Origin of the sequence: Thermoanaerobacter mathranii subsp. mathranii str. A3 (genome assembly GCF_000092965.1) — a bacterium.
Classification (GTDB): domain Bacteria; phylum Bacillota; class Thermoanaerobacteria; order Thermoanaerobacterales; family Thermoanaerobacteraceae; genus Thermoanaerobacter; species Thermoanaerobacter thermocopriae.
Genome location: NC_014209.1, coordinates 1,174,825 through 1,200,159 on the forward strand (window position 1 = coordinate 1,174,825; position 25,335 = coordinate 1,200,159).

Annotated in this window: 30 protein-coding genes and 1 pseudogene; 30 read left to right on the plus strand and 1 reads right to left on the minus strand. The window is 32.0% G+C overall.

Features of this window, described 5'->3' with window-relative positions:
* Positions 1-170 precede the first annotated feature (170 nt).
* From TMATH_RS05775 to safA, 28 genes and pseudogenes are all read left to right on the plus strand, one after another.
* Positions 171-710 (plus strand): NUDIX hydrolase, encoded by a 540-nt coding sequence (locus TMATH_RS05775; protein WP_013150285.1) that lies wholly within the window; start codon positions 171-173, stop codon positions 708-710.
* On the plus strand, positions 707-1,876 hold the full coding sequence (locus TMATH_RS05780) for an endonuclease Q family protein (RefSeq protein ID WP_013150286.1): 1,170 nt from the start codon (positions 707-709) through the stop codon (positions 1,874-1,876). Before TMATH_RS05775 ends, TMATH_RS05780 begins: the two co-directional genes overlap by 4 nt.
* Before the next feature lie 65 nt (positions 1,877-1,941).
* Entirely contained in the window at positions 1,942-2,565 is a 624-nt protein-coding gene (spoIIM, locus tag TMATH_RS05785; protein WP_013150287.1) for a stage II sporulation protein M, read from the plus strand.
* A gap of 83 nt (positions 2,566-2,648) precedes the next feature.
* Complete coding sequence (locus tag TMATH_RS05790; RefSeq protein WP_013150288.1) at positions 2,649-3,521, plus strand: site-specific tyrosine recombinase; 873 nt, start codon at positions 2,649-2,651, stop codon at positions 3,519-3,521.
* A 64-nt stretch (positions 3,522-3,585) separates the two neighbouring features.
* Positions 3,586-4,731 carry a D-alanyl-D-alanine carboxypeptidase family protein gene (locus TMATH_RS05795; RefSeq protein ID WP_013150289.1) on the plus strand — a complete coding sequence of 382 codons (1,146 nt, stop codon included), beginning with the start codon at positions 3,586-3,588 and terminating at the stop codon, positions 4,729-4,731.
* 113 nt (positions 4,732-4,844) lie between these two features.
* Complete coding sequence (spoIIAA, locus tag TMATH_RS05800; protein ID WP_013150290.1) at positions 4,845-5,180, plus strand: anti-sigma F factor antagonist; 336 nt, start codon at positions 4,845-4,847, stop codon at positions 5,178-5,180.
* A 13-nt stretch (positions 5,181-5,193) separates the two neighbouring features.
* Positions 5,194-5,625, plus strand: a complete 432-nt coding sequence (gene spoIIAB / locus TMATH_RS05805) for an anti-sigma F factor (RefSeq protein WP_012995175.1) — start codon at positions 5,194-5,196, stop codon at positions 5,623-5,625.
* Positions 5,626-5,634: 9 nt separating this feature from the next.
* A complete protein-coding gene (gene sigF, locus TMATH_RS05810) occupies positions 5,635-6,375 on the plus strand; it encodes an RNA polymerase sporulation sigma factor SigF (RefSeq protein ID WP_012995176.1) in 741 nt (246 codons plus the stop codon).
* A 61-nt stretch (positions 6,376-6,436) separates the two neighbouring features.
* A pseudogene (locus tag TMATH_RS12575) lies at positions 6,437-6,795 on the plus strand (dodecin family protein).
* Positions 6,796-6,847: 52 nt separating this feature from the next.
* Entirely contained in the window at positions 6,848-7,294 is a 447-nt protein-coding gene (gene spoVAC, locus TMATH_RS05820; protein WP_012995178.1) for a stage V sporulation protein AC, read from the plus strand.
* Positions 7,295-7,309: 15 nt separating this feature from the next.
* Entirely contained in the window at positions 7,310-8,323 is a 1,014-nt protein-coding gene (gene spoVAD / locus TMATH_RS05825) for a stage V sporulation protein AD (protein WP_012995179.1), read from the plus strand.
* A 10-nt stretch (positions 8,324-8,333) separates the two neighbouring features.
* Positions 8,334-8,690: a stage V sporulation protein AE gene (spoVAE, locus tag TMATH_RS05830; RefSeq protein WP_012995180.1), complete on the plus strand. Its 357-nt coding sequence runs from the start codon at positions 8,334-8,336 to the stop codon at positions 8,688-8,690.
* Between the two features lie 101 nt (positions 8,691-8,791).
* Complete coding sequence (locus tag TMATH_RS05835) at positions 8,792-9,958, plus strand: CCA tRNA nucleotidyltransferase (protein WP_012995181.1); 1,167 nt, start codon at positions 8,792-8,794, stop codon at positions 9,956-9,958.
* 2 nt (positions 9,959-9,960) lie between these two features.
* On the plus strand, positions 9,961-10,569 hold the full coding sequence (locus TMATH_RS05840) for a site-2 protease family protein (RefSeq protein ID WP_013150291.1): 609 nt from the start codon (positions 9,961-9,963) through the stop codon (positions 10,567-10,569).
* A 2-nt stretch (positions 10,570-10,571) separates the two neighbouring features.
* Complete coding sequence (locus tag TMATH_RS05845; RefSeq protein ID WP_041591648.1) at positions 10,572-11,303, plus strand: segregation and condensation protein A; 732 nt, start codon at positions 10,572-10,574, stop codon at positions 11,301-11,303.
* On the plus strand, positions 11,293-11,799 hold the full coding sequence (gene scpB / locus TMATH_RS05850; RefSeq protein WP_012995184.1) for an SMC-Scp complex subunit ScpB: 507 nt from the start codon (positions 11,293-11,295) through the stop codon (positions 11,797-11,799). The genes TMATH_RS05845 and scpB overlap by 11 nt, the downstream gene beginning before the upstream one ends.
* A gap of 18 nt (positions 11,800-11,817) precedes the next feature.
* The gene (locus TMATH_RS05855) at positions 11,818-12,687 is read left to right on the plus strand and encodes a DUF1002 domain-containing protein (RefSeq protein WP_013150293.1); all 870 of its coding nucleotides are present in this window, start codon (positions 11,818-11,820) and stop codon (positions 12,685-12,687) included.
* A 253-nt stretch (positions 12,688-12,940) separates the two neighbouring features.
* On the plus strand, positions 12,941-13,486 hold the full coding sequence (locus TMATH_RS05860) for a DUF2953 domain-containing protein (protein ID WP_232192548.1): 546 nt from the start codon (positions 12,941-12,943) through the stop codon (positions 13,484-13,486).
* A gap of 70 nt (positions 13,487-13,556) precedes the next feature.
* A complete protein-coding gene (ytfJ, locus tag TMATH_RS05865) occupies positions 13,557-14,006 on the plus strand; it encodes a GerW family sporulation protein (protein WP_013150294.1) in 450 nt (149 codons plus the stop codon).
* 43 nt (positions 14,007-14,049) lie between these two features.
* Positions 14,050-15,198 (plus strand): D-alanyl-D-alanine carboxypeptidase family protein, encoded by a 1,149-nt coding sequence (locus tag TMATH_RS05870; protein WP_013150295.1) that lies wholly within the window; start codon positions 14,050-14,052, stop codon positions 15,196-15,198.
* Positions 15,199-15,341: 143 nt separating this feature from the next.
* A complete protein-coding gene (locus tag TMATH_RS05875) occupies positions 15,342-16,313 on the plus strand; it encodes a sulfide/dihydroorotate dehydrogenase-like FAD/NAD-binding protein (protein ID WP_013150296.1) in 972 nt (323 codons plus the stop codon).
* On the plus strand, positions 16,306-17,589 hold the full coding sequence (locus TMATH_RS05880; RefSeq protein ID WP_013150297.1) for an FAD-dependent oxidoreductase: 1,284 nt from the start codon (positions 16,306-16,308) through the stop codon (positions 17,587-17,589). The genes TMATH_RS05875 and TMATH_RS05880 overlap by 8 nt, the downstream gene beginning before the upstream one ends.
* Before the next feature lie 21 nt (positions 17,590-17,610).
* Positions 17,611-18,321, plus strand: coding sequence for a pseudouridine synthase (locus TMATH_RS05885; protein WP_013150298.1), 711 nt, complete (start codon positions 17,611-17,613; stop codon positions 18,319-18,321).
* 3 nt (positions 18,322-18,324) lie between these two features.
* On the plus strand, positions 18,325-18,702 hold the full coding sequence (locus tag TMATH_RS05890) for a GNAT family N-acetyltransferase (RefSeq protein WP_013150299.1): 378 nt from the start codon (positions 18,325-18,327) through the stop codon (positions 18,700-18,702).
* A gap of 47 nt (positions 18,703-18,749) precedes the next feature.
* Complete coding sequence (gene speE / locus TMATH_RS05895) at positions 18,750-19,583, plus strand: polyamine aminopropyltransferase (RefSeq protein ID WP_013150300.1); 834 nt, start codon at positions 18,750-18,752, stop codon at positions 19,581-19,583.
* Positions 19,584-19,585: 2 nt separating this feature from the next.
* A complete protein-coding gene (gene speB / locus TMATH_RS05900) occupies positions 19,586-20,452 on the plus strand; it encodes an agmatinase (RefSeq protein WP_013150301.1) in 867 nt (288 codons plus the stop codon).
* Between the two features lie 79 nt (positions 20,453-20,531).
* Positions 20,532-21,929 carry an oxaloacetate decarboxylase subunit alpha gene (locus tag TMATH_RS05905; RefSeq protein WP_013150302.1) on the plus strand — a complete coding sequence of 466 codons (1,398 nt, stop codon included), beginning with the start codon at positions 20,532-20,534 and terminating at the stop codon, positions 21,927-21,929.
* 100 nt (positions 21,930-22,029) lie between these two features.
* Positions 22,030-22,629, plus strand: a complete 600-nt coding sequence (gene safA / locus TMATH_RS05910) for a SafA/ExsA family spore coat assembly protein (protein WP_013150303.1) — start codon at positions 22,030-22,032, stop codon at positions 22,627-22,629.
* A gap of 29 nt (positions 22,630-22,658) precedes the next feature.
* Here safA and TMATH_RS05915 read toward each other — a convergent pair whose 3' ends face one another.
* Positions 22,659-23,297: a hypothetical protein gene (locus TMATH_RS05915; protein WP_013150304.1), complete on the minus strand. Its 639-nt coding sequence runs from the start codon at positions 23,295-23,297 to the stop codon at positions 22,659-22,661.
* A gap of 78 nt (positions 23,298-23,375) precedes the next feature.
* Between TMATH_RS05915 and surE the strand changes: the two genes are divergently transcribed.
* Both surE and TMATH_RS05925 read left to right on the plus strand, forming a co-directional pair.
* The gene (gene surE / locus TMATH_RS05920; protein WP_013150305.1) at positions 23,376-24,137 is read left to right on the plus strand and encodes a 5'/3'-nucleotidase SurE; all 762 of its coding nucleotides are present in this window, start codon (positions 23,376-23,378) and stop codon (positions 24,135-24,137) included.
* A gap of 307 nt (positions 24,138-24,444) precedes the next feature.
* Positions 24,445-25,308, plus strand: coding sequence for a MurR/RpiR family transcriptional regulator (locus tag TMATH_RS05925; RefSeq protein WP_012995199.1), 864 nt, complete (start codon positions 24,445-24,447; stop codon positions 25,306-25,308).
* The last annotated feature ends 27 nt before the right edge of the window (positions 25,309-25,335 follow it).

Here is a 25,335-nt window from a genome sequence, read left to right on the forward strand (position 1 = left end):
CTTCTCCTAAAGTTTTGTATCTTTTATTTAGTTCCTTTAATAAAAATAATAGAGTAGAAAATTTTCCAGCATAATAAAGACTGTTTCCTATTATAATCATTTTATCACCTCATTTCTATAGTATGTTATGTAATTATTGCTAAAAATATACATAGAAAGGAAGATGAGTTTTGGAGCAAAAAGAAGTTACAGTCGGTACCAATAAGATTTTTGAAGGAAAAATAATAAATTTAAGAGTAGATGAGGTAAAATTGCCTAATGGAAAAGTTACTACGCGAGAAATAGTTGAGCATCCCGGCGGTGTATCCATAGTAGCAGTTACCGATAAAGAAAAAATTTTGTTAGTGAAGCAGTATAGAAAACCTGCTGAGGAATCTTTATTAGAGATACCAGCAGGAAAGTTAGAAAAAGGCGAAGAACCTTTGATTTGTGCTAAAAGGGAATTATTAGAAGAAACAGGTTATGAAGCAGGTTTTATAAAACATTTGATTACTTTTTATACTACTCCTGGATTTTCTGATGAAAAAATGTATTTGTATTTTGCAAAAGATTTAAAAAAATACACTGCTCAACCTGACGAGGACGAATTTTTAGAGGTATATGAGTATACTCCAGAGGAATTGTGGGAAATGATTTTGCAAAATCAGATAAAAGATTCTAAAACAATAATTGGAATTTTATATTATTTTAAAATGAGGAATAGCCTATGAGATTTTACGGGGATTTGCATGTTCATGTTGCAAGGAGTAAAGGTGCTCCCATAAAAATTGCAACCTCAAAGAATTTAACTGTTTTAAATATATTAGAAAAAAGTATATTAAAGGGAATTGATATAGTGGGAATTGTAGATGCTGCCTCTCCTCTTGTTTTGGAGGAAATAAAAGAATATGTACAAGAAGGAACATTATTTCCTCTTGAAGAAGGAGGGCTTAGGTATAAAAATAAAGTTACTTTGATTTTAGGCTGCGAAATTGAAATTGGTAAAGAAGAAAAGGGCTCTCCCCACTTAACTTGTTATTTTAAAGATATTGAAAGCATTTCTCTATTTTCTCAAGAAATTTCTAAATACATAAAAAATATAAATTTAAGTTCTCAGCGAATAAATCTTACAAGTGTGCAGGTTGTTGAAATCGCCGAAAAATACAATGGAGTTGTGATTCCTGCCCATGTTTTTACTCCTTTTAAAAGTTATTATGGCAGTTGTACTGATAGACTTGAATATGTCTTTAAAGATTTTTATCAATTTATTTATGGAATAGAATTAGGCCTTAGTGCAGACTCTGATATGGCGGATCAGATTGAGGAATTAAAAGACAAAACTTTTCTTTCCAATTCAGATGCCCATTCCTTAGAAAAAATAGCCAGAGAGTTTAATGTTTTTGATATAAAAGAGGCAAATTTTGAGGAGATTTTACTGGCTATAAAAAGAGAAAAGGGAAGAGAAATTATAAAAAATTACGGTTTAAATCCTAAGTTAGGGAAATACCATAGAACTTTTTGCTTGGATTGTGGCTATATTGCAAGGGAAAAACCACCAGTTAAAAAATGCTTAAAATGTGGAAGCGCAAATATAGTTTTAGGTGTAAGGGATAGAGTAGAGGAAATTAAAGATTATGATACTACCCATCCTTCTTTTAGACCTTTATATATTTATCAAATCCCTTTAGAATTTATTCCTAATATTGGAAAAAAATCTATCGAAAAATTAGTAAATTATTTTGGCAGTGAACTGTATGCTTTGCATGAGGCAGCTTATGAAGAATTAGAAAAAGTAGTGGGAACTTCTAATGCCCTAAATATTTTAAAGGCAAGAGAAGGGAAATTGGAGGTTTCAGCGGGAGGAGGGGGAATATACGGGAAAGTTACTATAACTTAAAGGAATATTGTCCCCTTTTGACTCATAAATTTAAATTAGCTTTATAAAAATAGGGGGCAATATTCTTGAAGTTTTTAAAAGGAAACCTTCATCTGCATATTAAAAATAATTTTTTGCTGTATGTGTTAGCTGTAATGTCATTAATGATAGGAGTAGCAGCGGGATCTTTTACTGTTAATAATCTAACTGATATACAGATGGAGCAAATAATAGGGTATATCTCAAAATTTTATCAAATTGCAAAATCTGTAAACTTGAATTCTAGCCAAATTTTTAAACAATCTCTTTTAAATAATTTTGTCACTGTGTTTGTCTTATGGATTTTAGGGGCTACAATTATAGGAATTCCCTTTATATTTTTGCTTGTGGGGATAAGAGGCTTTATTTTAGGATTTTCTATTGGAGTTTTAATAAAAGAATTTGAGACAAAAGGGATATTACTTGTATTTATGGGAATTTTACCTCAAAATGTTTTTATCTTGTTGGGAATTTTGTTTATATCTATAACGGCTATTAATTTTTCTTTATATCTTTTAAAAAATCGTAAATTTTATTTTGAAGAGTTAGTATCACAATTTGTTTCTTATACTTTTATGGTATATGCAGGGTTTTTAGTTATATCAATAGGTTGCTTAATAGAATCTTATCTTTCACCCTATGTATTGCTTTTACCGATTTTTTCGCCATAAAAGAAGGAAAATGACGATTTATGTTGAATATTTATAATTAAATGCTTTATCATAAAAATTCATGAATTGTAGGGGTAAAGAATATGTTAAATAATGTGGTTGGGGAGTTTTTGGATTTTTTAAAAAAGAACAAAAAACTGTCCAAAAACACTCTAGAATCTTATAACAGAGATATAAAGCAATTTTTAAATTATCTTGAAGAAATCGGAATAAACTATTATAATGTCAAAAAATCGACAATACTAAATTATCTTTATTATTTGAAGAAAAAAGGTAAATCGCAAGCAACTGTTTCTCGAAATGTTTCTTCTCTCAAAGCCTTTTATCATTATTTATTTATGAAAAAGAAAATAGAAGAAGACCCAACATACATGATTAATACCCCGAAAGTAGAAAAAAAGCCACCTACTGCTTTAACAGTTGAACAGGTAGATATGCTACTTTCAATAGACTTTGGGAATGATGAAAAAGGACTTAGAGATAAGGCTCTTATTGAATTACTTTATGCTACAGGACTTAAAGTCTCTGAAGTTATTTCTTTAAAATTAGAAGATGTGAATTTATCTTATGGTTATGTAGTTATTCGTTCTAATAAAGAAAGAGTTATTCCTATAGGCTCTCATGCAATTGAAGCTTTAAAAAATTATATTGAAAAAGGAAGAAAAGCAAAAAATGGAGAAAATACTCTTTTTTTAAATTTGCGTGGAGAAAAACTTACAAGACAGGGATGTTGGAAAATAATAAGAGAATATACTGATAAAATTAATCCTGGATTTCCTGTTACTCCAAATACATTAAGACAATCTTTTGCGCAACATATGCTTCAAAACGGTGCGGATATTAGAGCTGTCCAAGAAATGTTAGGCTATCAAACAAATCTAAATACAAATTTACTTTCTTTAATTTCAAAATCGAAAATAAAAGAAGTATATAATAAATTTCACCCTCGGGCTTAAAATATAAAAAAGTATAATATTCACCCTCCAGCGCAAAATAAATAGTGATGAGGAGGGTGATTTTATGTCTAAAAAAATTTTAACATTATTAGTAAGTATGATAATAGCCATTTCTTTTATTTTAGATGTTACAGTATATGCTGATACTTTAAATTTAAAGGCAAAATCTGCTATTTTGATGGAGGCTAATACAGGACAAATTCTTTATGAAAAAGATAGCCATAAGCCATTGCCGCCTGCCAGTGTTACCAAGGTAATGACTCTTTTACTGGCGATTGAAGCAATAGATTCTGGTAAAATAAAAATAACAGATAAAGTTGTCACTAGTAAACATGCTTTTGATATGGGAGGTACACAAATATATTTAGAAATAGGTGAGGAAATGACAGTAGATGATTTAATGAAAGCTATAGCGATGAATTCGGCAAATGATGCTTCTGTTGCTTTAGCTGAGTATATTGCGGGTACAGAGGAAAATTTTGTTGAAATTATGAATAAAAGGGCTAAGGAATTAGGTGCAAAGAATACTACTTTTAAAAATGCAACTGGACTACCTGATGAAGGTCACTTGACAAGTGTATATGATATTGCGATGATTTCAAGAGAATTAGTAAAACATGAAAGTATATTTAAATATTTGACCAATAAATTAGATTCTTTAAGAAATGGCAAATTTAGTCTTATAAATACTAATAAATTATTGTGGCGCTATAAAGGAGTAGACGGAATTAAAACAGGTTCTACTTCGGAAGCACTTTATTGTATGGCAGCAACAGCTAAAAGAGCAGATACAAGATTAATAGCGGTGGTGTTCGGGGCACCTGATTCTGAGACGAGATTTAGTGAAACGGCTAAATTGTTAGATTATGGATTTGCTAATTATGAAAGCGTAAAAATAGCTTCAAAAGGGCAAAGTTTTGGTAATGTTAAAGTTTTAAAAGGGAAAAAAGAAACTGTTAGCGGTGTATGCCACGATGATGAGTATATACTTATTAAAAAAGGAGAAGGTAAAAATATAAAAACAGAGGTAGAGCTAAAGAATGCTGTATTAGCTCCTCTGGCCAAAGAGGTTCCAATAGGCACTGTAAAAATAACTCAGGATGGCAAGGTTATAAAGACATTTAACTTATATCCGCAAAAAGCAGTAGAAAAAGCAAATTTTTTTGAAAATCTCAATAAAGTTTTTAGTGGATGGTTAAGATATCAGTAGTTTACTTAAGCACTAAACAGTCGTTTAGTGCTTTTAATAATTTTAGAAAAATATTGTAAAAAAAGGAGGAATTTTAAAATTTATATCGAATATAATAGGGGGAGGTTGATAAGATGGGAGTAAAATTTGCAAAAAGAAAGGATACCTTGATAGCAAAAATTGAAGGTGAGTTAGACCATCATGTAGCGGAGAATATAAAAAATGTGATCGATGAAGAATATACAAAAAAGTCATGTAAAAATTTAATTTTTGATTTTAAAAATGTAAATTTTATGGATAGTTCAGGAATTGGTGTTATAATAGGTAGATATAAGAAAATCAAAGAGAACAATGGTAAGGTAGCTATAGTAAGTGCCAACAAGCAATTACATAAAATTATTGAAGTTTCTGGATTGTTGCGTATAATTAAATGTTATAATGACATTGAAGAAGCCTTAAAAGAAATATAAAAGGGGGATTACCATGGAATACACGAACATGATGGAGTTAAAATTTTTAAGTAGGTCGCAAAATGAGTCTTTTGCAAGAACTGTTGTTGCAGCTTTTGCTGCTCAACTAGATCCGACAATTGAGGAAATTGCAGATATAAAAACTGCTGTTTCAGAAGCAGTTACCAACTGTATAATTCACGGATATGAAAGTAAAATTGGTATTATTACTATTAAAGCTTTTGTTTCAGGCAACAAACTAACAATTGAAATCATAGACGAAGGAAAGGGAATTGAAGATATTGAAAAGGCTATGCAACCCTTATTCACAACTCGCTTAGAAGAAGAGCGAGCCGGAATGGGTTTTACTGTAATGCAAACCTTTATGGATGAATTAGAAGTTGAATCAACTCCAGGGAAAGGAACTCTAGTTCGGATGACAAAATATATAGGGTCTGATAAATGAGGTGACTTTATGAAAGAAGGGAATTTTGAAAAAAGTGATGACAATTTGACATTGATAAGAGCAGCGCAAAAAAATGATAAAGAAAGCTTGGAAAAATTAATTTTAGAAAATAGTGGTCTTATTTGGAGTATTGTTAAAAAATTTTCTAACAGAGGATACGAATTGGAAGACTTATATCAAATAGGTTGTATGGGTTTTGTGAAGGCAGTTCAAAAATTTGATGAATCTTACAATGTAAAATTATCTACCTATGCAGTACCTATAATAATGGGAGAAATTAAGAGATTTTTAAGAGATGACGGGCTAATAAAAGTAAGTCGCTCTTTAAAGGAGCTTTCTACAAAGGCCTTCTATCTTAAAGAGGTTTTAAGCAGTGAATTAAACAGAGAACCGACAATTAATGAAATTGCTGAAAGATTAAAGGTGAGCCCAGAAGAAGTTGCTATGGCTTTTGAATCAGCTGCAACTGCTGAGTCATTGTATGACAACGCAACTCATGACGAAGATGATAGGCTTTTAATTGAAATGGTAAGTGAAGAGGAAAAAGAAGTTGATATAGACGATAAATTAGCTTTGCAGATGGTTATAAATAAACTTAAACCGCGAGAAAAACAAATAATATTTTTGAGATATTTTAAAGATATGACGCAGATGGAGATAGCAAGTATTTTAGGGATTTCACAAGTGCAAGTATCGAGAATAGAGAAAAAAGTTTTACAAAAATTAAGAAAAGAATTGGATGAAGTGTAGTATTTTAACATAAATACTACACTTTTTTTGAATTAATTTTGATTATCTTCACATACTAATAATGGTTGGTGAAATAAAAATGAAAAAGACGTTAATTATAATGGTGGCAATATTGCTAATTTTTGCTATTAGCTATTTTTATATGCATAAGACCAATAAAAAAATACCTGACAGTGCTGATTTGGTATTTAAGGAGGAGGAAATCCTATGGCAGTTGTGAAAGTTTTAAATGTTGTAGGTGACTCAACGGTCAGTTGGGAAGATGCAATACACAAAGCTGTAGAAGAGGCAGCTAAAACTATTGACAATATATCGGGAATTGAAGTTGTTAATCAAACAGCTAATGTAAAAAATGGAAAAATAGTAGAATATAAAGCTAATATACAAATAGCTTATAGGGCAGACCAAGGTTTGGATTAAAAATAAAAGAGCACCGTCTATGGTGCTCTTGTTATAAAAAGGGGTGAGAACAATGGAAAGAGATGTGAAAAAGGAACAAGAATATAAAGACATAGCACAGAAATATGAACCTCAACCTACTTTGCTTAAAAATTTGGTAATGGCTTTTATAGTAGGAGGCTTGATAAGCGACATAGGACAGTTATTTTTAAATTTTTATCTATCAAGAGGTTATTCTATGCAAGATGCAAATACTCTTGTAGCAATTACTATGGTATTTATTGGAGCTTTTTTGACTGGAATTGGTGTGTATGACGATATAGGGAAATTTGCAGGAGCAGGTTCTATCGTTCCAATAACAGGTTTTGCAAATTCTATTGTGTCACCGGCAATGGAGTTTAAAAGAGAGGGCTTCGTCTTTGGGGTGGCAGCAAAGATGTTTATAATTGCAGGACCTGTTATTGTATATGGTGTCAGTACTTCAATTATTATAGGTTTGATATATTATTTTTTGAAGTAAAAGGGGAAGTTAGATATGGCAGAGAAAAAGCTTGGTTCACAGACGGTTAAGTTTAAAAATCCTCCATCTATAATAGCCGGAGCTACTATTGTGGGACCTAAAGAAGGAAAAGGGCCGTTAAAAGGTTATTTTGATATGATTTTAGTAGATGATACTTATGGTGAAAAAAGTTGGGAAAAAGCAGAATCAAAAATGTTCCAAGATGCTGTGAATTTAGCATTAAAAAAGGCCAACCTTAAGATTTCAGAAATTGATTATCTGTTAGGCGGCGATTTGTTAAATCAAATTATAAGTGCCAATTTTGCTGCGCGACAATTGAATGTGCCCCATTTTGGATTGTATGGGGCTTGTTCTACTATGACAGAAGGATTGTCTTTAGGTGCTATGCTTATTGATGGTGGCTATGCTGATTATATAATAGCTGCAACTTCCAGTCACTTTTCTACTGCGGAAAGGCAATATAGATATCCTTTGGAACAGGGTATTCAAAGGCCTTTTACCTCGCAGTGGACAGTAACTGGTGCAGGAGCTACAATTTTAGCCTCCACGGGAGAAGGCCCTTATATTACTCATGCTACAATTGGCAAAGTTGTAGATTTGGGAATGAAAGATGCTAATAATATGGGAGCGGCAATGGCACCTGCTGCGGCAGATACAATTATCACTCATTTTAAAGATGCGGGTTTTACAATAGAAGACTATGACCTTATTATGACAGGAGATATGGGTCGAGTAGGCAGAGATATACTTTTAGAGTTGCTGTATAAAGAAGGGTATGATATAGAAAGCAAGTATAAAGATTGTGGAATAGAAATTTTTGATGAATCACAAGATGTACATTCTGGTGGCAGTGGTGCTGCTTGCTCTGCAGTTGTATTAAACGGATGGCTGTTATCACAAATACGAAATGAAATATATAAAAAAGTTTTATTTATGGCAACAGGAGCTCTTTTATCTCCTACTAGTAGTTATCAAGGGGAATCTATTCCTGGAATTGCCCATGCTATTACAATATCGACAACATTATAAGGAGGTCAATATGGATTATATAAAAGCGTTTTTAATAGGAGGTTTGATTTGTGCTATTGCACAAATTTTAATTGATAAAACAAAATTAACTCCTGCAAGAATATTAGTAACGTATGTGACATTAGGTGCTATACTAGGAGGATTTGGAGTTTATAAAAAATTGATAGATATAGGTGGAGCAGGAGCTACTATACCCATTTTGGGTTTTGGAAATTCCCTTGCCCAAGGTGTAATAAAAGCTGTTGAAAAAGATGGATTGATTGGAGTTTTTACAGGTGGATTGACAGCCACTGCCGGAGGAATTTCTGCAGCAATATTTTTCGGATATATTTTTTCTTTGATTTTTAATCCAAAGACTAAAAAATAAGTATAAGTTAGCAAATCTTAACTTATACTTATTTTTTTAACTTATCCTATGGTATAATATAAAAAGCAAGGAATTATTTTATTAGTAAAAAGGTGGTTTTTTTGCGTATACTGGTTAACGGAATTGATTTAATTAGACTGCTAAAAGAAATCTCTTTAAAAACAAAAATTAAATCTTATATTGTAGGTGGAGTGGTAAGAGATTTTTTGTTAGGGGTTAAAAACCTTGATATTGATGTAGTAGTGGAAGGAGACGGTATTGAGTTTGCTTATATATTGCTTTCTTATTTAAAAGGTGATATTGTAGTGTATGAAGCTTTTAGAACTGCTACTTTGAGTTATCACAATTTTTCTATTGATATTATATCCGCTCGCAAAGAGTATTATGAATGCCCTGCTGCGCTGCCAACAATCGAATTTTCAAATATATACGATGACATGGCAAGAAGAGATTTCACTATAAATGCTTTGGCTTATGATGTAATGGAAGGAAAGATTTTAGATTATTTTAATGGATTAGAAGACTTAAAAAAAGGTGTAATTAGGGTTCTCCATTCTAAAAGTTTTATTGATGACCCCACTAGAATATTTAGAGCTATAAGATATGCTACTAGATATTCTTTTGAGATTGAAGAAAAGACGCACAATTTGATGAAAGAATCAATAGAAAATATCAGACTTTTGTCTGCCGATAGAATAAGGAATGAGCTTCTTTTAGTCTTGAAAGAAGATAAAGCAAAAGAAATGATTGAAAAAATTATTTCTTACGGTATCGATAAGGTTATTTTCGATGAAATTACACTTAATACTCAAAATCTCGATACAGTATATACAAATATAGAAGTTGAATTGTACAGATTTTTAGTGCTTTTTTACTATCTAAAAGAAGAAGACATTAATGAAATTGAAAAAAAGTTGAGAATAAATAAAATTTATTTCAAAGCTTTAAAAGATTTGTTTTTTTTAAGAGAGCAGCTCAATTGCCAAAATAAAAATATTAGAAAAATAAGAGAAACTATAGATAAAACAAAAGAAGAAGTTTTAAGAGCTATTGAAGTAATGGAAGGAGAAAAAGCCGAAAAAATTATAAAAGGCAAATTAACTGTAAGGGGAAAAGACATAAAAAATTTAGGACTTCCTCCCAGTCCTTTATATGGAGAATTACTGGACAAGGTGTTTGAAGCGAAAATTAATGGGATTATTACTACAGGAGAGGAAGAAATAGAATTTTTGAAAAGATTAATAGAAAAATTAAAGAAAGGGGAATAAATTTGATAGATTTTATGGATTTTTTATATAGAATACCTGCACTTTTTATTGCTATGAGTTTCCACGAATTTAGTCATGGCTATGTGGCAGATAAATTGGGGGACCCTACTCCAAGACAGAGCGGTAGGCTTACCTTAAATCCGCTAGCTCATATTGACCCCATTGGCCTTTTAATGCTTTGGCTTTTAAGGTTTGGGTGGGCGAAACCTGTTCCTATTAATCCTCTGTATTTTAGTGATAGAAAAAAAGGAGTATTGCTTGTATCTTTAGCAGGCCCTTTTTCTAATGTTTTACTGGCTATCCTTTCTCGAATATTGATGATGGCATTTAAAGATGTTCCAATATTATATCCACTTTTGTATCTATTGTACATTTACAATTTAGTTTTTGCTGTTTTCAATATAATACCTGTACCGCCTTTGGATGGTTCAAAAGTATTGTGGAGTTTATTACCTCCAAGAGAAGCTTATATGATTTCTCAATATGAAATGTATGGACAGGTTATTTTGCTCCTTCTTGTTTTCACTGGGGTAATAGGACAAATCATGGGGCCTCTTATGAATGCTTTGGACTCTTTTATAACTATTATTTTAAAACCTTTTGGGGTGTGAAGATGTACAACGTAAAATTAGAAGTGTTTGAAGGACCTTTTGATTTACTTTTTCACCTTATAGAAAAAAATGAAATTGATTTAATGGATATACCCATTTCAGTTATTTTAGATCAATATATGGAATATATTAAAACTTTACAGGAAATGGATTTAAATGTGGCTTCAGAATTTATTGTGATGGCAGCTACTTTATTAGAAATTAAATCTAAAATGTTACTTCCCAAAAAGCAGTTTGAGGAAGAACAGTTGGAAGTAGAAGAAGTAGATCCAAGAGAAGAATTGGTGACTAAATTGATTGAGTACAAAAAATATAAAATTATTGCCCAGACTTTTAAAGAAATGTGTAAAATTGGTTCTCGTTTTTTTAGAGAAGAACCTGAAGTAAAATATATAGATAAAAAAATTGCTCTAAACTACTCTAGCGAAGACTTATATAAAGCTTACCTTAAAGTTGTTTCAAAAAATAACACCAGAGAAGATGAAATAGAAATACAAAAAGATGAATATACTGTAGAAAACAAGATTAAGGAGTTATTGGTTAAATTAGTAAAAAAACCTTTATTTTGGTTTAGTGAACTTATAAAAAAAAGTCGTGCAAAGGGAGAGATTATTGTATCTTTTATTGCTGTTTTGGAATTGGTGAGACTTAATAAAATTGTAGCAGAACAAAAGACTACTTATGGAGATATACTTATTAAATCCTTTAGGAGAGGAGAAAAAAATGAGCAATGAAGGAAAAATAGAAGCTATATTGTTCGCAGCAGGTGGTCCAGTAAAATTAAAAACCCTATCCGAAGTGGTTGGACTTTCTCAAGAGGAAATAATAAATGTTGCGACTAAATTAAAAGAATATTACAATAAAGAAAATCGTGGTTTGAATATTATATTTTTTGAAGATAAAGTTCAAATGTGTACAAATGATAGTTATGGAGAAATAGTCAGACAAGCTTTGGGATTAGAAATAAAACAAGGACTTTCACAAGCAGCCTTAGAGGTGCTGGCTATAATAGCTTATAATCAACCTATTACTAGGACAGAAATTGAAAGAATTAGAGGGGTAAAAAGCGATAAAGCTATAAATACTTTGCTTGAATTTAATTTGATCAAAGAAAGTGGTAGGGCTTTATCTCCTGGTAGGCCAATACTTTATGCTACAACAGAGGACTTTCTAAAATATTTTGGAATTAAATCTTTGAAAGAATTACCGCAAGTCGAAATTATACCCTAAAAAGGGAGGGTTTAATGGATGAAAAGAAACTCATTACTTGTTTTTTTAATTGGGTTTGCTTTTACTCTTATTTCAACAAATTTTGCCTTTGCAAATGAAAAGGAAATAGTAAGTTTAGGGGCAGACCTTACTCCTAAGCAACAGCAAGAAATGATAAAATATTTTGGAGCTAATCCAGCCACTACTAAAATTATCACCGTTACAAATGAGGAAGAGAGAAAATATTTAAAAGGACTGGTACCTGATAAACAGATAGGTAGTAGAGCTATTTCTTCAGTGTATGTAAAGCTTCTTCCACAGGGAGAAGGAATTATGGTTGATACTCACAACATAAATTGGGTCTCTAAAGAGATGTATGCCAATGCAATGGTGACAGCAGGCATTAAAGATGCAAAGGTGGTAGTAGCTGCTCCATTTGATGTATCTGGAACAGCAGCTCTTACAGGAATAATGAAGGCATTTGAAGAAATAACAGGGGAAAAATTAAGTGAGGAAGCAAAAAAAACAGCTAATGAAGAATTGGTCATAACAGGTATATTAGGAGAAAAAATAGGAAAAGATAAAGCAGTTGAACTTATACAAAAGGTTAAAGAAGAGGTAATTGCAAGAAAACTTACAGATGAAAATGAAATTGCAAATCTTATAAAAGATGTTGCTAAACAGCTCAACATAAAACTAACTGATGAACAGATATCTCAGATTGTACAGCTTATGAAGAAGATAAATCAGCTCAATTTAAATGTTGAAATGATAAAAAAGCAATTAGAAAAAATAGGAGTAGATATTGATAAAATAAAAAAGACACTGGAAGAACATAAAGGTATATTAAAAGCAATTTTAGACACTATAAAAAGCTTTTTTGATTGGCTGGCTTCTCTTTTTAAATAATTAATGGAATATAAAAGCAGGTGCTCTTTTTATAAAGAGCTGACCTGCTATAATTTTATCTAGAAGTTTTTAGTAATTATACTTGCTGTTTTTTTCAAAAAGAGATTATCATATATTAAGATACTATATTTCCTTTATATGGATAAAAAGTAGGCAGTTTTTAATAAGCATCAATCTTTTTACCAAAAATATAATAAAGACCTAAATTTTTATTAAAAAGATTTATAAACAGTGGTGTATGAGGTGTAAAAAGATGAGATATTTATCTGCGGTTTTTATACTCCTTATTTTTTTGATATTACTATATTTTGTGCCTATTAAAATTAAATTAAAAGCGTATAAAGAGGAGAAAAATATTTCCCTAGAAATAACAACTAATATATTTTTAGTAAATTTTTTAACTATTAAAATACAAAAAGAAAATGAAAAAGAGCAGTTGGATTTTAAGATTTTTGGTATCAAGATGCATAAAAGTGAAGATGCACAAAAATTAAATAGACTTAATAAAGAAAAGAAGTTTTCGACGTTAGATATAAGATATGAAGATTTTTTCAAGATTATAAAACTTCTAAAAGATATGCTAAAAGATGCCATCGTGCATAAATTTTATCTAAATATAAGAATTGGCTTAGAAGATGCAGCCTGGACCGCTATTTTGAGTGGCTTTTTATGGGGCATAGTATATCAAGCTCTTATGCCGATATATAATAATGCTACCTTTACTGCTGCTCCCGAGGTTCATATTACACCCTCTTATGGCCAAAATATGCTAGAGGGAAAATTTAATTTGCATATTTAAAATAAGCTGTGGTAATATTATTATTAATGGAATAAAGTTTGTGGGTAGTTTAAAGGGGAGGTGAAAATATATGAGTGACCACCCAATCGATGCCTTGATGAAAACAACCATGGAAAGTTTAAAAGACATGATAGATGTCAATACAATAGTAGGAGATGCTGTAGAGACTCCTGATGGAACAATAATAATCCCTATCTCTCGTGTTACTTTTGGCTTTGCTGCTGGAGGTGGGGAAATTAACCTGCCAAAGAATGATAAAAAAGGTACTACAGAACAAGATTCATCTCAAAGCATGCCTTTTGCAGGTGGCAGTGGAGCAGGAGTTTCTGTACAGCCTGTTGCTTTTATGGTAGTCGGACAAGGACAAATCAGGCTCTTGCCAGTTACTCAAAGTGCTATGTTGGAGAGGATAATAGACCTGACACCAAAATTGATAGAAGAAATACAAAGTTTATTTAATAAAGGTAAGTCGACAAAAAAGTTACAAAATTCAACAATGAACAACAATACTGAGATATAAAAAGTGGGGAACCCCACTTTTTTGTATATAAAGGAGGCATAAAATGAAAAAATTTGTGTTTTATCTTTTTATTTTACTGTATTTTATGTCTTCTGTAAAAGTGTATGCGAATAGCGATTATCCTTCTATTTTTGCTAAATCAGCAATTGTAATAGACCAAGAGACAGGAAGAGTGTTGTATGAAAAAAATTCCCATGAGAAACTGCCAATGGCAAGTACTACAAAAATAATGACTTTGTTGGTGGCTTTAGAAAAAGGTAATTTGAAGGATATTGTAACTGTTAGCAAAAGGGCTGCAAGTGTTGGAGGTTCCTCCATCTGGCTTTCGCCAGGAGAAAAAATTGATATGGAAAGCTTGCTTTATGGACTCATGTTAAATTCTGGGAACGATGCGGCTACAGCTATTGCAGAACATATAGGCGGTAGTGTGGAAAATTTCGCTAAAATAATGAACGAAAAGGCAAAGGAAATAGGGGCATATGATACGCATTTTGCTACTCCTTCTGGTTTAGACATTGGTATTGATGACCATTATACTACTGCTTATGATTTAGCTTTAATAACAAGATATGCTTTTAGATATCCTAAGTTTGCAGAGATTGTATCAACAAAAGAAAAGACAATTCCTTGGGAAGGAAAAGAATGGGATAGATATTTAAGGAATAAAAATAAACTCTTATGGATATACGAAGGAGCTGATGGAGTAAAAACTGGATTTACTAATAAAGCAGGTAGATGTCTTGTATCTTCTGCAACCAGAGAAGGGAGGAGATTTATTGCAGTTGTTTTAAATAGTCCTCCAATGTGGGAAGATTCTATAAAAATATTAGATTATGCTTTTTCAAAGTATAAGCCTTATAGAGTATTAAAAAGAGAGGAGCTAATTAAAAAGATAGAAGTAAAAGGTGGAAAAGAAAATAGCATATCGGTTGTAAGTGAAACAGAATGTATTATTCCAGCATCAGAAGAAGAGAAACAGAAGGTAAGTTTAGAATTTCATCTCCCTGAAAGTGTAGAAGCTCCTATTGAAAAGGGTGAAAGAATAGGCTATGTGACAGTAAAAATAGGGGAAGAAAAAATATGTGATGTCAATTGTATAGCTTTAAAGAAAGTGGAACAAGAAGATTTTGGTTTCAATTTTCAAAAAATAATAAAAAATTGGTTAAGGGTATTAAATCCCTCTTGTATATAATTAAAAAGGCATTTGAATTTGTTGACAAACATTTGTTTTTCATCTGAAACCCTCCTAAATACAACCTAGGAGGGTAATTTATTTTGTCACAGTTTTTATGCTTGAGGAATATTTTATTATTGTGAAACTGGAGGTGAGATAAATTGGCACATAGATTAGAATGCATTGACGCAGGTACTGATTATTGCCCTTGCTATTTAGCAGAATTGAACGAATGCATAGTATGTCCACAACTTCAAGGGAAAAATTTTTGTGATTGTAATTGGAGAGGCGTTTGTATTTTTCAGGAATTTGTGTGGGGAGGATACAAAGCTAAAGCCACCCGCAGTACAATTTTTTCTAAGGTATTAAAAAAGGAAAAAGTTAACGAAGAAGTTATAATTTTGACTCTTAAAGTACCAAATAAGATGGCGCGAGATTTGAATGAACCAGGTTCTTTTGTTTTTTTAAGAGGTATTTCCAGTCCATCTTTTTTTGATACTCCAATGTCAGTAATGTATGCTGACGAGCTTGAAGGGATAATCAAAATAGCTATACAAGTTAGCGGTCCAAAGACAAAATTAATTCAAAAAGCTGAAAAAGGAGAAGAGGTTTATTTAAGAGGACCTTATTGGAATGGACTTTTAGGCCATAGATACATTAAAGGAACTCACAATTCTAAGGCCTTAGTTGTTTTGAGAGGAATTGCTCAAGCTCCAGGGGTAATTGTGATTTCAAAACTAATAAACAACAAAAACAAGGTTATTACTATAGTAGACAAGGGAAAAGTAGGAGTAAATTTTGTAAATAACTATTTAAAAGATTTCAACATAACGATAATTGAGACAGACCTTTTAAGTGAGAAGGGGCAAAAAATTTTAAAGGAGATAATTAAAGACATAGAGATAACAGTTGTGTTTAGTGGAGGTTCTGATGAACAACATATGAATATTTTAAATTATTTGGACTTATATAATCCAGAAGCCTATTTAGCAGTTTCAAACAATAACACTATATGCTGTGGTGAAGGAATTTGCGGTAGTTGTGAAGTTCAGATAGGAAATCAAAAAATAAGAACCTGTAAAGTTCAGGTGGATATTAGAAAAGCTTTAGAAAGGAAGATGTTACATGGTTAAGGTTGTTGTAATTGGCGGAGGTTGGGCCGGTTGTGCAGCTGCTTTAACGGCTCGAAAAGCAGGTGCAGAAGTAGTGCTTTTAGAAAAAACTGATATGCTTTTGGGATGCGGTCTTGTGGGAGGAATAATGAGAAATAACGGCAGATACACTGCTGCAGAAGAACTTATATATTTAGGTGGCAATGAACTTATTGAAATAACAGATAAAGCAGCGAGACATGTAAATGTAAATTTTCCTGGTCATGCTCATGCAAGTTTGTATGATGTGACAATGGTGGAACCAATGATTAGGAAAATGTTACTTGAAAAAGGTGTTACTATTAAATTGATGGCGAGAGCGGTAGATGTGGTAATGGAGAACAACAAAAGAATAAAAGGAATAGTTTTGGCTGATGATACTATAGAATATGGAGATGTTTTTATAGAGACTACTGGTTCAACAGGGCCTATGGGTAACTGCCTAAGGTATGGAAATGGATGTGCTATGTGTATTTTAAGATGTCCTTCTTTTGGTCCTCGAATTAGCATAAGTTATAGGGCAGGTGTAGAAGACCTTTTAGGAATGAGGACAGATGAAGTTTACGGCGCTTTTAGTGGTTCGTGCAAATTAAATAAAGAATCTTTAAACAAAGAGATAAGAGAAAAGCTGGAAAGAGACGGAGTAGTAGTATTGCCTGTGCCTAAAGAAGATATTAACATGGAAAAATTGAATTTGAAAGTGTGCCAACAATATGCATTGCCAGAATACGCAGAAAATGTTATACTATTAGATACTGGTTATGTAAAACTCATGACACCTTTTTATCCATTAGAAAAACTTAGAAAAATTCCGGGTTTAGAAAGAGCGCGTTATGATGACCCTTATTCTGGGGGAAAAGCCAATTCTGTAAGATATCTGTCAATGGCACCGCGAGACAATACAATGAAAGTTATAGGTTTAGATAATTTATTATGTGCAGGCGAGAAGTCTGGCTTGTTTACTGGGCATACTGAAGCAATGGTGACAGGATGTCTTGCTGGACATAACAGCGTAAGATTAGCTCTTGGCATGCCTCTTTTGGAGTTACCAAGGAATTTAGCTTCTGGCGATTTGATAGCTTATGCTAATGAATGCATAAAAGCCAAAGAAGGATTGAAAAAGAGGTATACTTTTGCAGGGGCGGAATATTTTGAAAGGATGAAACAATTAGGTCTTTATACTACTGATACCAACTTGATAAAGGAAAGGGTTGTGAGAAATAATTTATTAAAGATTTATGAAGAAAAACTTGTATAAGGGGAAAATGGGTGAACACAAATGGTAAGGTTGCAAAAATACTTAGCAGAATGTGGAATAGCATCACGAAGAAAGTGTGAAGAATACATTTTACAAGGTCGTGTAAAAGTAAATGGAAAAGAAGTAAAAGAATTGGGAGTAAAAATCAATCCTGATGTTGACATAATTGAATTTGATGATAAAATTGTGAGAAGAGAAAAGAAAAAAGTTTATATCATGTTAAACAAGCCAACAGGATATATTACTTCTGTTAAAGACCAGTTTGGTAGGCCTACGGTAATGGACTTAGTTAAAGTTAAGGAAAGAATATATCCTGTTGGCCGCTTAGATTATGATACTTCGGGGCTTTTGTTGCTTACAAATGATGGAGAGATAGCCAATATACTGATGCATCCTCGGCATGAAATTGCAAAGACGTATATTGCAAAAATTAAAGGAATTCCAACAGAAGAAGAGTTAGAAAGGTTTAGAAATGGACTTTTAATAGAGGACTATGTGACTTCAAAAGCAGAAATAAAGGTTTTAACAGTCAAAAAGGGGACAAGTGTTGTGGAAATAAAAATTCATGAAGGGAAAAATAGACAAGTTAGAAAAATGTGTGAAGCCATTGGTCATCCTGTTATTTCTTTAATGAGAACTAAAATTGGAGAGTTATCTTTAGAAGGGTTAAAACCAGGAGAGTGGAGGTATTTGACAAACAAAGAAATAGATTATTTAAAAAGCTTGAGGTGAAACATGTTTTCAATCAAGTTCGCCAAAGCAGAGGATTTTGAAACTATTAAAAAAATTGCTAATGAGTGTGGGATAAAAGGACCATTAAATTTCTTAGAAGAGATTTTCATGGTTGCAAGAGAAGACAAGCCTTTTGCTTTTATTTCTATGAAAGTAGAAAATAATAATGCTATAATAAGTAATTTGGCAATTTTGCCTTCCTACAGGGATAAAGGATTTGAAAATTTAATGGTAAGAGCAGTACTTAATCATGCACTAGATATGGGGTTAGAAAATGCTTGCGTCAATATGCCTTTCTATAAAGATTTTTTTTGTAAATTAGGTTTTATTGAAAAAGGCGATTTTCAAATGGTTAAATTAAAAGAGTTTTTTAGAGAGTGAAAATTTTTTTCAATAAAACTAACAAAAACTTGTGGAGGTGTTTTATAATGGAATTGTGGTTTACAGAAAATCAAGACGAAAATTTGAGATTTTCTTTGAAAGTTAAAGAAACATTGGTAGTAGAAAAAACACCTTATCAACATTTAGCAATACTTGATACATATCAATTTGGAAGAATACTAACTTTGGATGGGATACTTCAAACCACTGAAGAAGATGAATTTGTATATCATGAAATGATAGTACATGTACCACTTTTCACTCATAAAAATCCAAAAAGCGTATTAATTGTTGGGGGCGGGGATGGAGGCTCAGTAAGAGAGGCCTTAAAGCACCCTTCGGTAGAAAGAGTGGTGTTGGCAGAAATTGATGAAGCTGTAGTGAGAAATTCTAAAAAATATCTTCCTACAATAAGTCAGGCATTAGATGACCCAAGAGTAGAAATAATGATTGGAGACGGAATTAAATATGTTAATGAACACAAGAATGAATTTGATGTAGTGATCGTAGATTCTACTGACCCAATTGGGCCAGCTGTAGGGCTTTTTACTTCTGACTTTTATAAAGCTGTATATGAATGCTTAAAAGAAGATGGTATTATTGTTGCTCAAACAGAATCACCTTTTATTTATGGGAAATTGATAAACAAGCTCAGCAAAATGTTCAAAGAAATATATCCTATTACAAAAGCATATATAGCAACAATACCGACTTATCCAGGAAGTTTGTGGACTTTTACCATGGGTTCAAAAAAATATGACCCTGAAGAAGTAGACATAAATTCTATCCCAAGAATAGAAACAAAATATTATACCCCTGAAATTCACAAGGCAGCCTTTGTACTGCCTAAATTTGTGAAGGATATTTTTGATGAGGTGTAACAATGATAGAAGGGAAATCTCTTGTCAATCCAGGAAAGTTTTTAGGGGCTATTGGAGAATATGAAAAGGCAAATGTAGTTATAGTAGGTTTGCCTATGGATTACACAGTGAGTTTCAAGGCTGGAAGCCGCTTTGGACCTGCTTCGATAAGGCAAGCTTCTTATGGTTTAGAATGTTACAGCGTATATTTAGATAGAAGATTGGAAGATAAGAAATATTATGATTTGGGAGATTTAGTACTTCCTTATGGAAATGTGGAAAAGAGTTTAGATTTAATCTCAAAAACTACAGAAAACATTTTAAAAAGTGAAAAAAAAGGAATATTCTTGGGTGGAGAACATTTAGTGACTTATGGAATTTTAAAAGAGTACTTAAAAAAATATGGAGATAACCTTGTAATTCTTCATTTTGATGCCCATACTGATTTAAGAGAAGAATTTTTTGGTGAACCTTATTCTCACGCCACAGTTATGAAAAGAGTGTGGGACATTGCGAATGGTGCTAAAATGTATAGTTTTGGAATAAGGTCAGGGGAAAAGGAAGAATTTGAATTTGCCAAAAAAAATATCCATATGTTTTTGTACGATGTAGTTGAACCTTTGAAAAAGTTAATTAATGATATAAAAGATTATCCAATTTATATTAGTTTGGATATAGATGTTATAGACCCTGCTTTTGCACCAGGCACTGGTACACCAGAACCAGGGGGAATAACTACAAAAGAGGCATTAGAGGTAATTCATATTTTAAAAGATTTAAATGTAGTCGGCATGGATTTAGTAGAAGTCTCGCCTTCTCATGATATAGCTGGTATAACCTCTATTTTAGCAGCTAAGATTATAAGGGAATCTATTCTTTCTTTCTTTTAAAAATTTTGAGCCTTTGGGCTCTTTTTTTATTTTGTTTCTTTTGAAAAAATAGTATAATATTTTAGGAGGAGGTATTAATATGAGCAATAAAATTAAAATCACAGAAACTGTATTAAGAGATGCTCATCAGTCACTATTGGCTACTCGAATGTCGACGGAAGAAATGCTTCCAATTGCAGAGAAATTGGATGCAGTAGGATATTATTCTATTGAAGCATGGGGAGGCGCTACTTTTGATGCTTGTATGAGATTCCTCAATGAGGACCCATGGGAAAGATTAAGAAAATTAAAAAAGAAGATAAAAAATACACCTCTTCAAATGCTTTTGAGAGGACAAAATCTACTAGGATATAGGCATTATCCGGATGATATTGTAGAAAAATTTGTTGAGAAGGCTGTCACAAATGGAATAGATATAATAAGAATTTTTGATGCCTTAAATGATGTACGAAATCTTGAAGTTGCAATAAAAGCTACTAAAAAAGCGGGAGCCCACGCTCAAGGTACCCTTGTTTATACTATAAGTCCTGTTCACAACATTGACCATTATATTAAAGTAGCAAAAGAGCTGACAGAATTAGGAGTGGATTCCATATGCATAAAGGATATGTCAGGAATATTAACTCCTTATGTTGCTTATGAGTTAGTAAAAAGCCTTAAAGATGCAGTAAATATTCCTATACAGTTGCACAGCCATTATACGAGTGGAATGGCGGCTATGACTTATCTTAAAGCAATAGAGGCTGGAGTAGATATAATAGACACTGCTATTTCACCTTTGGCATTAGGAACTTCTCAACCTGCTACAGAAACAATGGTAGCTATTTTAAAAGGCACTCAATATGACACTGGTTTGGATATGGAGTTATTATCAGAAATTGCTTCATACTTTAAAGAAGTAAAACAAAATCACAGTAAAGAAATAGATTTATCTATGGTTATGGGCGTAGATACAGATGTATTAATTTATCAAGTTCCAGGAGGAATGCTATCAAATTTAATTTCCCAATTAAAACAACAAAATGCTTTAGATAAGTACCCAGAGGTTTTAAAAGAAATTCCTAAAGTTAGAGAAGAATTAGGATACCCACCTCTTGTTACCCCTATGAGTCAGATGGTAGGGACTCAAGCTGTCTTGAATGTAATAACTGGAGAAAGGTATAAAATGGTACCAAAAGAAGTAAAAGATTATGTGAAAGGACTGTATGGTAGACCACCAGCGCCAATTTCAGAAGAAATAAAGAAAAAAATAATAGGAGATGAAGAGGTAATAGATATTAGACCAGCAGACCTTTTAAAACCGCAATTTGAAGCGATTAAAGAAGAAATTAAAGAGTATTATGAACAAGAAGAAGATGTTTTATCTTATGCTCTTTTCCCACAAGTAGCAAAGAAGTTTTTTGAATATAGAAGGGCAAAAAAATACCAAATAGATGAAACTCTTCTTAATAAAGAATATATGACATATCCAGTCTGACAGGGAAAACCGCTTCCCTGTTTTTGTATAAATCCCTCCTGTAACATATATTTTTATTTTTCATAACATGTAATAGAAAGTTTAAAAGGAGGGAAATAGCATGACAATAGATGAATCTTATTACGATCCCAACTATCCTAAGCATCCTTACCATCATCCCTATTATCCACATCATCCTCATCCAGGGCACTGTAGGACTTTTTATACGGTGCAACCAGGGGATACCATGTGGTCAATAGCCAATAAATTTGGAGTAAGCCTTGATTGCTTAATAAGAGCTAATCCTCAAATATCAGATCCAAATTTGATATATCCAGGCCAACGGATTTGTATACCTTACTATTGCCCGCCAGTATTTCCAGAAACCTGCAAAACAATATACACAGTAAAACCGGGAGATACAATGTGGTCGATAGCTAATATGTTTGGAATAAGTCTTGACTGTTTAATAAGAGCAAATCCTCAGATATCGGATCCTAATTTAATATATCCAGGACAACAAATATGCATACCTTTTTACTGTCCACCAGTATCTCCAGAAACCTGCAAAACAATATACACAGTAAAACCAGGAGATACAATGTGGTCAATAGCTAATATGTTTGGCGTAAGTCTTGACGCATTGATAAGAGCAAATCCTCAAATATCAGATCCAAATTTGATATATCCAGGCCAACAAATATGTATACCTTCTGCCTAAAAATTGTTAAGGCACCTTTTATGGTGCCTTTAACAATTAATGTGAAGATATATAGTATTAGGATAATTGCTTACGTATTTTATAACTTTTACAATTCCGGGCTGAATGTTTTTTCCACACTTTAGGCACAGATAATTTTTGTTTTCTTCTAAATATGTATAACTTATTTTTATTTCTAATTTTCCGTATTTTTTCCAACTGTTCCACCCGGTTTTGCACAATTTAACTCTATTTTCATAATCAGCATATACCCATCTTAATAATCGATGAAAATGAAAAGGATACTTTGTGTACCTCAAAAACTTTTCTGGCAATCCTAATGATAAAGCATAATTTTCAAAAGACTTTTCTATTATTTCCTGGAGAGGATTTAATATCTGAGTACTTTCCCAATTATATTCTTCCATTTCTAACCATTTTCTAAAAATGTCAAACATATAGCCTCTACAAACTTGTATTTTTTCAGTTTTACTCACTTTAAGTTTTTTAAAGAGTTTTTTCCCAATTTCACAAGCTTTTTTTAAATACAATTTATTTTTAAAGTTTTCTTCGTTATAATATTCTATGGGAATTATATCATAAAAGAATTCTCCGGTTTCTACTCTCATGGCCCCAATATACGTCCCACCTAATAAACTACCGCTTCCTGCGTCGTCTATTTGTATCACTGTATCACTCCTTGCCTATATATAAATTTTGTAATAAAATCAAAATAATTATACGTTATTAATTATAGGAGGTATAAAATGAAAAAGATACTTCTTACTAATGACGATGGAGTACAAGGATTAGGGATGTTAAAATTAGCAGAATATCTTAAAGATAAGTATAAAGTAACGGTAGTAGCTCCTGAAAAAGAAAGAAGTGCTATAAGCCATGCTATAACTTTACATAAACCTTTAAGGCTAAAAAAGGTAAAGGAAGAAGAAAGTTTGAAAATATATGCGATAAACGGAACACCTTCTGACTGTGTAAAATTAGGGATTGAAGTTGTGCTAGGGGAAAAACCTGATATTGTAATTTCTGGCATTAACGAAGGTTTAAATTTAGGAACAGACATACTTTATTCGGGTACAGTTTCTGCAGCTATAGAAGCTGCAATTTACGGTATTCCTGCTATTGCGGTTTCTTGTGTTGAAACAGTTAATATTGAAGATAGGCTTATGTATAAATTTGTAGAAAATTTAATAGAAAAAGTTCTAGAAAAAGGTTTACCTAGAAATACCTTGTTGAATGTAAATATACCTGATTTAAAGAAGGGAATAAAGGGGGTAAAAACTACAATACTAGGCAAGAGAATCTATATTGAGACTTTCCAAAAAAATTATGACCCAAGAGGAAAAGAATATTATTGGATGGCAGGAAAAATTTCGGAAATAGAAAAGGATGAAAGAACGGATATTGTTTCCGTTAAAAATGGTTATATTTCCATTACTCCTATTCATTTTGATTTAACTTGCTATGACATGATAGAGTTCATAAATTCTTGGAATTTAAAATTAGAGTAAATATTGTTTTAACTGTATATGATGCAAGAATTGTATCAAAATTATTCATGAAATTTATTATTCATCTTATAGAGGATTTTTTATTTTTATATAGAATATCAATATTGCAAACAAATTTAATGAGGGTGACATGTTGGTAAAAAATAAATAGCTCATAATAGAGAAATAGTGCAAAGGCTAACCAAGGTAGTAACAAACAATCTATAGAAAAAGCTGTTTTAAATAGAGTACCGCCCGGCACAGAGGAGATTGACAGAAGAGCATTAACAGAAGGCTATAATCTTGTAAGAAGAAAGGGGAGTGAAATATGGCAAAAAAAGATGATTTGATTAAAAGAATACAAGATAATTATACAAAATTGAGTAAAAGCCAAAAGATAATAGCAGAATACATTATAAATCATTATGATAAAGCAGCTTTTATGACAGCTGCAAAATTAGGGGCCAGTATAAATATAAGTGAATCAACTGTTGTAAGATTCGCAAATACCCTAGGGTATAATGGATATCCAGAACTTCAAAGTGCATTACAGGAGCTTATAAAAAATAAACTTACAACGGTCCAAAGGTTAGAAATGACAGAAGAAACAGATGAAATTGCTATATTGAATAATGTACTAAAAGCCGACATAGAAAATATAAAAGAGACTATAAGTGAAATAAATAAAAATGATTTTAGGAGTGTCGTTTCGGATATAATTAATGCTGCAAAAATTTATATAATAGGTTCCAGAAGTTCTATTGTCATTGCAGAATATTTGGGATTTTATCTAAATTTAATACGGCAAAATGTGTCGGTCGTTAAAGCCGGAGTGTCAGATGTTTTCGAGCAAATTCTCAGAGTTAGTGAAAATGATTTAGTGATAGGAATTGGTTTTCCGAGATACTCAAAAAGAACATTGGAAGTACTAAAATATGCAAAATCTCAAAATGCGAAAATCGTTACAATAACAGATAGTTTAATTTCTCCCCTTACTTCTGTTGCGGATGAAATATTGATTGCAAAAAGCAATATGGCTTCCTTTGTGGATTCATTAGTGGCACCCTTAAGTCTTGTCAATGCTCTTGTTGTAGCTGTGGGTCTTAAAGAAAAGGAAAAAATAGCAAATACTTTTGAAAAACTGGAGAGTATATGGGATGAATATGGGGTATATTTTTCAAAAACAAATTAATAATAAAATTTTTGAAGGACTATTAAG